This is a genomic window from Phormidium tenue FACHB-1050, from assembly GCF_014696925.1.
Taxonomy (GTDB): domain Bacteria; phylum Cyanobacteriota; class Cyanobacteriia; order Pseudanabaenales; family Pseudanabaenaceae; genus Pseudanabaena.
Window position 1 is genome coordinate 60,311 of sequence record NZ_JACJQY010000028.1, and the last position, 8,780, is coordinate 69,090.

At 43.3% G+C, this 8,780-nt stretch carries 10 protein-coding genes; 8 read left to right on the forward strand and 2 right to left on the reverse strand.

Annotation, left to right across the window (positions count from 1 at the left end; genetic code table 11):
- The first annotated feature begins 172 nt into the window (after positions 1 to 172).
- The 3 genes from H6G05_RS16390 (at position 173) to H6G05_RS16400 (ending at position 3,214) form a co-directional block, all read left to right on the forward strand.
- Positions 173 to 787, forward strand: a complete 615-nt coding sequence (locus tag H6G05_RS16390) for a nucleoside triphosphate pyrophosphatase (protein ID WP_190579407.1) — start codon at positions 173 to 175, stop codon at positions 785 to 787.
- The gene (menD, locus tag H6G05_RS16395) at positions 784 to 2,574 is read left to right on the forward strand and encodes a 2-succinyl-5-enolpyruvyl-6-hydroxy-3-cyclohexene-1-carboxylic-acid synthase (protein ID WP_190579409.1); all 1,791 of its coding nucleotides are present in this window, start codon (positions 784 to 786) and stop codon (positions 2,572 to 2,574) included. The genes H6G05_RS16390 and menD overlap by 4 nt, the downstream gene beginning before the upstream one ends.
- A gap of 70 nt (positions 2,575 to 2,644) precedes the next feature.
- Entirely contained in the window at positions 2,645 to 3,214 is a 570-nt protein-coding gene (locus H6G05_RS16400; protein WP_190579411.1) for a Uma2 family endonuclease, read from the forward strand.
- Between the two features lie 34 nt (positions 3,215 to 3,248).
- On the opposite strand, the gene thiO is transcribed toward H6G05_RS16400, so the two are convergent.
- Together thiO and H6G05_RS16410 are read right to left on the reverse strand one after the other, a co-directional pair.
- Positions 3,249 to 4,280, reverse strand: coding sequence for a glycine oxidase ThiO (gene thiO, locus H6G05_RS16405; protein ID WP_190579413.1), 1,032 nt, complete (start codon positions 4,278 to 4,280; stop codon positions 3,249 to 3,251).
- 102 nt (positions 4,281 to 4,382) lie between these two features.
- Positions 4,383 to 5,042 carry a class I SAM-dependent methyltransferase gene (locus H6G05_RS16410; protein ID WP_190579415.1) on the reverse strand — a complete coding sequence of 220 codons (660 nt, stop codon included), beginning with the start codon at positions 5,040 to 5,042 and terminating at the stop codon, positions 4,383 to 4,385.
- 268 nt (positions 5,043 to 5,310) lie between these two features.
- Here H6G05_RS16410 and H6G05_RS16415 point away from each other — a divergent pair, with 268 nt between their 5' ends.
- The 5 genes from H6G05_RS16415 (at position 5,311) to H6G05_RS16430 (ending at position 8,559) form a co-directional block, all read left to right on the forward strand.
- On the forward strand, positions 5,311 to 5,706 hold the full coding sequence (locus H6G05_RS16415) for a hypothetical protein (protein ID WP_322096378.1): 396 nt from the start codon (positions 5,311 to 5,313) through the stop codon (positions 5,704 to 5,706).
- Entirely contained in the window at positions 5,703 to 5,831 is a 129-nt protein-coding gene (locus H6G05_RS25650; protein ID WP_277874768.1) for a hypothetical protein, read from the forward strand. The genes H6G05_RS16415 and H6G05_RS25650 overlap by 4 nt, the downstream gene beginning before the upstream one ends.
- Before the next feature lie 21 nt (positions 5,832 to 5,852).
- Positions 5,853 to 6,491 carry a Crp/Fnr family transcriptional regulator gene (locus tag H6G05_RS16420; RefSeq protein WP_190579417.1) on the forward strand — a complete coding sequence of 213 codons (639 nt, stop codon included), beginning with the start codon at positions 5,853 to 5,855 and terminating at the stop codon, positions 6,489 to 6,491.
- Positions 6,492 to 6,721: 230 nt separating this feature from the next.
- Complete coding sequence (locus tag H6G05_RS16425) at positions 6,722 to 7,735, forward strand: FecCD family ABC transporter permease (RefSeq protein WP_190579419.1); 1,014 nt, start codon at positions 6,722 to 6,724, stop codon at positions 7,733 to 7,735.
- Positions 7,736 to 7,737: 2 nt separating this feature from the next.
- Positions 7,738 to 8,559, forward strand: coding sequence for an ABC transporter ATP-binding protein (locus H6G05_RS16430; protein ID WP_190579421.1), 822 nt, complete (start codon positions 7,738 to 7,740; stop codon positions 8,557 to 8,559).
- Positions 8,560 to 8,780: the final 221 nt, after the last annotated feature.

Sequence of the window (8,780 nt, forward strand, 5' to 3'; positions counted from 1 at the left end):
CCCAAATATTAAGAAACTTTAATCTAAGTATATTTTAGTATCAATCTAGAAAAGTTGATAGCCATCGTCAGAAGACAATGCTGGAAATCACTAACGAAAATACGGTAGGGTAAATAAGAGGAAAGTTAGCACAGATTCTGAATATTCTCTCTTTTTTACTTTGTTAGATCCTATGTCCAATCCCATTTTTGTCCTTGCTTCCGCTTCGCCCACACGCAAGAGCATTTTAGAAAATGCTGGTATCAAGCCAGTAATCAGAGTGAGTCACTTTGACGAAGAGGCGATTCAGGTGAGCGATCCCACGTCATTAGTAATGACCTTGGCGCAGTGCAAAGCCAAAGCGATCGCCGCAGAATTTACAGGACAGAATGCATTAGTTATTGGCTGTGACTCGATCATGTATCTCAATGGCATGATTTACGGCAAGCCCGACTCTAAGCAAACGGCGATCGCCACATGGCAAAAGATGCGCGGCAATTATTGCGAACTCTATACAGGACATTGCTTGATTGATGCTAACAATGAGCGATCGGTTCTACGATACGGAGTAACTAAAGTCCATTTCTCAGAAGTAACTGATGCGGAAATTGATAGCTATGTGGATTCGGGCGAGCCGCTATGCTGTGCAGGATGCTTTACTTTGGAGAAATTGGGAGGATTGCTAATTGATAAAATCGAAGGATGTCATACCAACGTCTTAGGATTGAGCTTACCGATCTTGCGGCAAATGTTAGCTGAACTAGGTTACAGCATTCACTTTAGTGCGAATGGAACTGTAATCAGATGAATACTGCCAATCGGAATACGCTCTGGGCAAGTATTGTTGCTGAAGAACTCTATCGCTCAGGTGTTCGCACAGTTTGTGTGTCTCCTGGATCGAGGTCTACACCGCTCGTAATCGCTTTTGCGGAATTGCGCGATCGCTGTCCTGATTTTCAGATTTTGGTGCATATTGATGAGCGATCAAGTAGCTTTTTTGCCTTAGGTTTAGCGAAGGTACGGATGGCTCCTGTTGCCCTACTATGTACATCGGGAACTGCCGCAGCTAATTACTATCCTGCAATTATTGAGGCTTATTATAGTCAGATTCCTCTTGTAGTCTTGACTGCTGATCGCCCGCCAGAAATGCGTGATTGTGGTTCAGGACAGACTATCGATCAGATTAATATTTACGGAAAGCATGTTCGCTATTTTTTTGAAGTGGGGACACCAGAGATTCTCGGCTTTCGACTGCGTTATTTGCGATCGCTGATTAGTCGTTCTGTCAGCATGGCAACGGGTAAAGGTGACACACCCGCAGGGGCGGTTCATCTTAACTTCCCCTTTGCCGATCCGATGCCGCCTATTCCTGTCGCTAATGATGTACCAGAAGATTTAGCACTCAGCAGTCCAGAAGCCGTGTTTGGCAATCCATCGGGAGCCGCCTATAGTGAAGTAATAGCAGGCATAAAATCGCTGGGTACAGATGCGATCGCGGCTATGGCAAATCAAATTATTAGTCATCCCAAGGGTGTATTAGTTGTGGGTGTGTATGACGCGCCCACAGATTTTTTAGATGCTGTCCGAAAACTCGCCAAAGCAACAGGTTATCCATTGCTGATCGAAGCCACAGGAGCGCATCGTCGAGATGAAATTGGACATTATGATAGTTTTTTGCGATCGCCGAATTTCTCTAAGGCTCATGCTCCTGAAATAGTGATTCGTTTTGGAGCTATGCCAACTTCTAAAAGTTATCTACTCTGGTTACAGCAGCATATTGGCTGTCAGCAAATCGTAGTTGGTAGCACCAATAGCGATCCGACCCACGGACTTACTCAAGCGATAAATGTTCATCCTGTTAGCTTTTGCTTGCAGTTAGCCAATTATTTAGAAAATTATGCTCAACCAATTTGGCAGGACAAGCAATGGCGCTTAGATTTTGAACTAGCAGAGAGTATCGCCGAACATGCGATCGCCGAATCTCTTGCAGAAATTGATGAATTGTTCGATGGCAAAGTTTATGCAGAACTTGCCGAGATTCTGCCTGCGGATACTTATATCTATGTAGCTAGCAGTACACCGATTCGCGATCTTGATACATTTTTCCATAGCGATCGCCCGATTACAGTTTTAGCCAATCGAGGCGCAAATGGCATTGATGGAACTTTATCAAGTGCGCTTGGTGCAGCATGGGGATGCGATCACCCGATGGTTCTCATCTGTGGAGATCTAGCGTTTTATCATGACCTGAATGGATTGCTGGCAGCTAAAAAATATAATATTTCTCTTACAGTAATTCTGCTCAATAATGATGGAGGTGGTATTTTTGATTTACTACCCATTTCCAAATTTGAAGATACTTTTGAAGAATTCTTCGGTACAAGTCATGGGCTGGACTTTGCACCGATTATCTCGGCATATAGTTGCGAACATATGCTCATTCAAGATTGGCAGGATTTTCGTGATCGCCTTACTAGTTCTTTGAGTGCTAAGGGAACACAAGTTTTAGAAATTAGAAGCGATCGCAAGCGTAATAAAGAACTCCATTTTGCGATCTGGAATAAGGTGATCGCAACTTGCGATCGTAATTTCTAAAACTACGAAGGTCGGAGCGAGGCTCTGCCCTTCGTATATAATTGAATCAAAGTTGGGAGGCTAAAAACTCATGGTACTTGCAACAACTAAGCGCTACACAGTAGATGAATATCTTGAACTAGAAGAAAAAGCCGATTTTAAAAGTGAATTTGTCAACGGAGATATCATACCTATGGCAGGTGCAACGGCAAATCATAATATTTTGACTGCTAAGTTTCTAGCTCGAATTTTGTTAGCTCTAGAAGATTTAGATTACGCTGTCTTTATGAGTGATATGCGTCTATGGATGCCAGATCAGAAGCGCTACACCTATCCTGACGTGATGGTGGTTGAGGGACAGCCAATTTTTACAGATGAGAAACAGACAGGGATTACTAATCCTTGCTTAATTGTCGAAGTTCTCTCTAACTCTACAGGAGAATACTATCGCGCCAATAAGTTTAAGCTTTATCGTTCTATTGCTAGTTTTAGAGAGTATATTCTCATCGATCAAAGCAGTTATGGTGTGGATCAATATACTAAGCGAAATGATGGTAAATGGGTTTTATCCGATTATGTAGGTGAAGATGCAATTCTGAAACTGGAATCGGTAAATTTTGAAATTAGTTTGCGAGATTTATACAAGCGCGTTACATTCTAGTAACTTAAAAGCCATGCGAAGCATGGCTTTTAAGTTACTGCAAATAGATAGAATCGGCTATGCCATCAACCATAAAATCGGTGATTAGTTTAGCTGTAATTGGTGCGAAGAGAATCCCATTACGATAATGTCCCGTCGCCAAAATTAGGTTTTCATAATCACTTTTCCCTAGCAGTGGAACTTCATTGGGAGCATGGGGACGGAATCCCCACCATGTTTCAGTGATTTGCATATCAGCGATCGCAGGATATACGGCAATTGCTCTATTTAACAATTGAGCAATGCCTGAGGCAGTGTTACCATGCGAGAAACCATTATCCTCAACTGTCGCACCGATCACAATGGTTCCATCTTGGCGCGGCACAATATAGCAACTTGGCGCATAAATTACTCTTTGCAATTTACGATCGCCATCAAATACTGAAAGCATTTGTCCTTTGATGGGCTTGATCGGCAAAGGCAGCAGCGATCGCGTCCAAGCCCCTGTTGCCAGAACATAGCGATCGCTTTGCAATTTACCAGCACTAGTATCAAGATGCGTCACACGCTTTTGGTCACGCACTATTTGATAGACCGTTGTTCCTTCTAGGATTTTAATTGAGAGCGATCGCGCAGTCGTTAATAAAGCCTGCGTAAGTTTGCGATTGTTAACTTGTCCATCTTCAGGTAACCAGAGAGAACCTAAAATATCTTCCCCTAAGCCAGATTGACGCTTGCGAGATTCTTCACGGTTAATATATTTGGGATGTTGAGAAATAACTTGGCGATCGCTTTCTTCTAAAACTGGAGCGATCATCCCACAACACCAGTAGCCGCAATCTTGCCCTGATAATCGCATTAAGTTCGCTATCCATTGCGGATACATTTCCCGACTGCGAATCCCAAATTCTAGGAGATTGCCTTCTAGTCGCTCTGCTTCAGGTGCAAGCATTCCCGCCGCCGCCCATGTCGCGCCACGTCCACAAAGATCACGCTCAACCACAGTTACTTTTGCACCTTTTTGCGAAAGGGCGATCGCTGTCGCTAAGCCAATAATCCCGCCGCCAATTATTAAAACATCAGTCATTCTATTTTGCCAAATTCACATTGCTATAGCGCGTTGCGCTAAATTAAAACCCCAGATTTTTTAAGAGTGGAGCAAAGCTCCACTCTTAAAAAATCTGGTGGTTTAGTTTTCAAGTTCGCAACGAGTTGCTACTACAGCATAAAACGGATCGCTGCTAGCCATACCAAACATTGCTAAAAAAGGAGAACTTGGTGGCACATTTGCCACTAGTTCAGGACGAGAGAAGCCCTTCGGCACAGAAGCAAAATACTTGAATACTAACTTAGTGCGATCGCTTTCTTCCCCATCACGCCATGCTTGAATCGCCTTCTGATAAAACATCCGATTTGAGAAGCTAATAATTGCGATTCCACCAACTTTAAGAACGCGATGAATTTCGGCAAATACAGCTTCTGGATATTGCAAATACTGCACGGAGACGGTGTTTAACACGGCATCAAAGGATTGATCGGCAAAGGGTAATACCTGTTGCTGATTGAGATTTTGGACAAAATAATGATTCAATCGTGGATTACGAGCCAATTCCTCAGCATTAAGTCCATGTCCCTCTACATGGCTAAATTCCATATCTTCGGGCAGGTGCGACACCCAACTACTCATCAAATCCAGAATTCTTGTATTGGGTTGCAATCGCTGACGATAAAGCTCTGTCAGTTGCTGAATAAAGCGATCGTCTACATGGGTGACAAAGCGCGGATAGTCGTAGAACAGCGCATCATCAGAGTTATCAAGTTTGGTACGTTGTTCTGAGGCAAGTTGCATAGATAGTTAGCAAAAGAGACAAGAACTTAATCATACTCAAATTTGATAAGGGATCTACGATCTAATGGGGAACCAATGTTTTGGTGGCATAGCTTCGCCGCACCATCAAAACAGCCATTAATTAAGTTTTATTAAGAATTTTAATGAAAGTAATTCTCAATAAAGAATTGTCTAGTAGGATTAACGAAGTAAATTATTGAGAGTAATTCCTATTAGTTGCATCTCAAAACCTTAACTTTTGATAACTTATTGTTGATTCTAGGTAGCTATGCAAATCTCTGAAAACCCTAACGTAAAATCTGATTGGTGGGCTGGGAATGCTCGTTTTGCCGATCTGTCTGGTCTTTTTATCGTGGCGCATGTGGCTCAAGCAGCACTGATTACTTTTTGGGCTGGTGCATTTACTTTGTATGAAATCTCTTGGTATCGAGCCGATCTACCAATGGGTAGCCAAGGTTTGATTTTACTGCCCCACCTTGCCTCTTTGGGGATTGGTGTTGATGAAGGAGGAGATATTATTGATAGTTATTCCTATTTTGTGATTGTTGTAATTCATTTGATCTCTTCCGCAGTTTTAGCAGCAGGAGCCTTATTTCATCTCACCAAAACCCCAGCTAGTCTTGACGACTGCGGAATAACCTTGCTTTCAAAGCCATGCCTTTGAAAAGAAAAAATATTAGAGAACAAAAACATGGCGATGTTTCTTGGGAGTCTGCTCACGATCGCATCATTAACTTATCTGGTCAACTTTTGGTTACTGATGACCTTGATCCAGAGGTAAATATATAGAGATTTATAGAGGTTCAAGTCATGAATTCCACATTTGTTAAATTAGCTGACAATCATTTATCAATTTCGATCACACCGCCTAAAGTTTTACACCTTCTCAATCACGGACTTAAGATCTACAATTTCAATCGTTATGAATACATTCCATTGCGTAATGATGTTTTGTGGCAGATTAAAACAGGAATTGTGCGAACCATGACTTGGGATGAGGAAGGTAACCAAATTGTCTTAGGACTGTGGAGCGAAGGCGATATTATTGGTAGCCTCATGTCTACCCTTGAGCCTTACCAGATTCAATGTTTAAGTAATGTCGAAGTAGAATTATTGCCATCGATTTTGTGGGAGCAAGCTTCTAGTGCGATTATTGCCCATTGCCACCAAACCCAACATTTACTGAGCATTTCCCATTGCCGCACGGTTGATGTCAAGTTGAAGAAGTTTTTGATTTGGTTATCAGAAAAGTTTGGTAAACCCTGCGATCGCGGTATTTTCATTGACCTCAAGATCACGCATCAAGACATTGCTGACACAATTGGCTCGACTAGGGTAACAATGACGAGATCTTTAAATCAACTAAGACTTGATGGATTGATTAGTTGGAAAAATCACTATTTGACATTGCATTCAAACTTTAGTGATAGGTTGTTTTCTACTTTATAAGAAGGTTTTATAAGAGATATTTGCAATCAAATAACCTCAATAAATTACTAATAATTACTATAAATTCACAATAATATTTTGTGCCCATATGGATTGAGATCTCCGACTTTTTCTTGGCAATCATAGGTAACTTTTGACAGTCATACAAAAAGTCGGAGATCTGGGCGTTACATAAGCGCATAGTCCGATCGCAAAAGCTAGTATTAGAGTCCATAGGTTAATTTGAGTCAATGTTAGATCAGAAAGTTAAATTTAATTATTTGCTGCGCGATCGCTTCTTGCCCACGTTAGGTTTATTGACGATCGGATTGCTAATCACGATGGCTGTTTCTCTATGTCAAGGAGCTGTACCGCTTAGTGGTCAGCAACTTTGGCAGGCGATCTGGCATCAGGGCGAATCGATTAATCAAACAATCATTTGGGAATTGCGATTACCGCGCATTATTGCGGCGATGGTGGTCGGTGCGGCGTTAGGAATGTCGGGAGCCTTATTGCAAGGAATGTTGCGAAATGGGCTTGCCGATCCCTTTGTGTTGGGCATTTCCGCAGGGGCAGGACTCGTGGCGATCGCCATGATTACTCTCGGTGTAGCCCAGACTTTGGTTCCTGTAGGGGCTTGGATTGGCGCGATCGCCACGGCTATTCTCGTTTATACCCTTGGCTACTTGGGCGGAGGACTATCGGTTGAGCGCTTGATCTTGGCGGGTGTGGCGATTAGTTCCATGTTTGGCGCAATCCAAACTACTCTGCTTTTACTTGCGGATGATGGCAGGATTCAGTCAGCGCTAAATTGGCTGATTGGTAGCCTGAATGGGCGCGGCTGGGCTGAGGTTAATAATGTTGGTCCCTATGTGGGTATTGCTCTATTCGCAGGTTGTTTATTGGCTCGTCCCCTGAATTTGCTTAATCTTGGTGATGATATGGCTTCGGGTTTGGGAACTTCGCTTGTGCGATCGCGTTTAGCGATCGGGGCAGTGGCGAGTTTACTGGCGGCAAGTGCCGTGAGCATGGCGGGACTAATTGGTTTTGTCGGTTTAGTTGTGCCGCATGGTGTGCGATTGCTAGTTGGTTCTGATTACCGTTGGATTTTGCCATGTTCGGCGATCGGTGGTGCGTGGGTACTGACGCTGGCGGATTTGCTATCGCGACTCGGTACGGTGGAATTACCCGTAGGCGCAGTAACTGCGTTGCTAGGTTCACCATTATTCATCTGGTTACTTTATCGGCGCGGTCAGAGAGGTTAATAATGGATAATCATGATTCCTATAATCTTGCTGAAGCATTGCTAGAGGCACGAAATCTTGCCGGTGGCTATGGCAATCAGACTATTTTGCAGGATGTATCCCTATCTCTCCATAAAGGAGAATGGTTGAGTTTAGTGGGGGCAAATGGCTCAGGTAAATCAACTTTGTTGAAATTATGTAGTCGGATTCTCTCACCACAAACGGGAACGGTACTACTGGATGGCAAAGCCATTCATCAACAACCAGTGAATCTTGTGGCTAGGCAGTTAGCGATTTTGCCACAACAGCAAACAATTCCATCGGGCTTAACGGTGCGACAACTGGTCAGCCTCGGACGCACGCCCCATCAACCTTGGTGGCAATGGGATCTGGATGCAGAGGATCGGCAAATGGTGGAAACAGCGATCGCCCAAACTCAACTTACAGAATTAAGCGATCGCCCCGTCGAGCAGCTTTCAGGCGGTGAGCGCCAAAGGGCTTTTTTAGCCTTAACCTTAGCCCAAAATCCCCAAGTTCTCTTATTGGATGAACCAACCACATTTTTGGATTTGCATCACCAGTTAGAACTATTGGAACTGTTGAAGACACTCAATCAAGAGCGGCAGTTGTCGATCATTACGGTGCTGCATGACATTAATCTAGCGATGCGCTATAGCGATCGCCTAGCAATGTTAAAGCATGGTGAGATCAAAGCGATCGGGCGATCGGCAGATGTGATCACTCCTGAAAATCTCCGTCAAGTTTTTGAAGTGGAAGCAGTGACGATCATTACACCCGTGGGTTTACAGATCTGTTTGCTGTCGCCTTCCCATACTTTAGAATAAGTATTAGGGAGATGGCGATCGTCCCTTTAATAGGTCATCACCGAAGCGATCGCATTTATTTTCTTACTCAGTCTATAGTAGTGTTATCACATAAAAATCTCATGCAGTCTTAATATGCCTAGTCTCAGCCTCAAGCCATCGCACAAGCCGATCAAAAATTATTATGAAGCTTTGGATCGCTATGGCAAGTTAGGGATAGTGCATGAAGGGGCGGTGCTGTC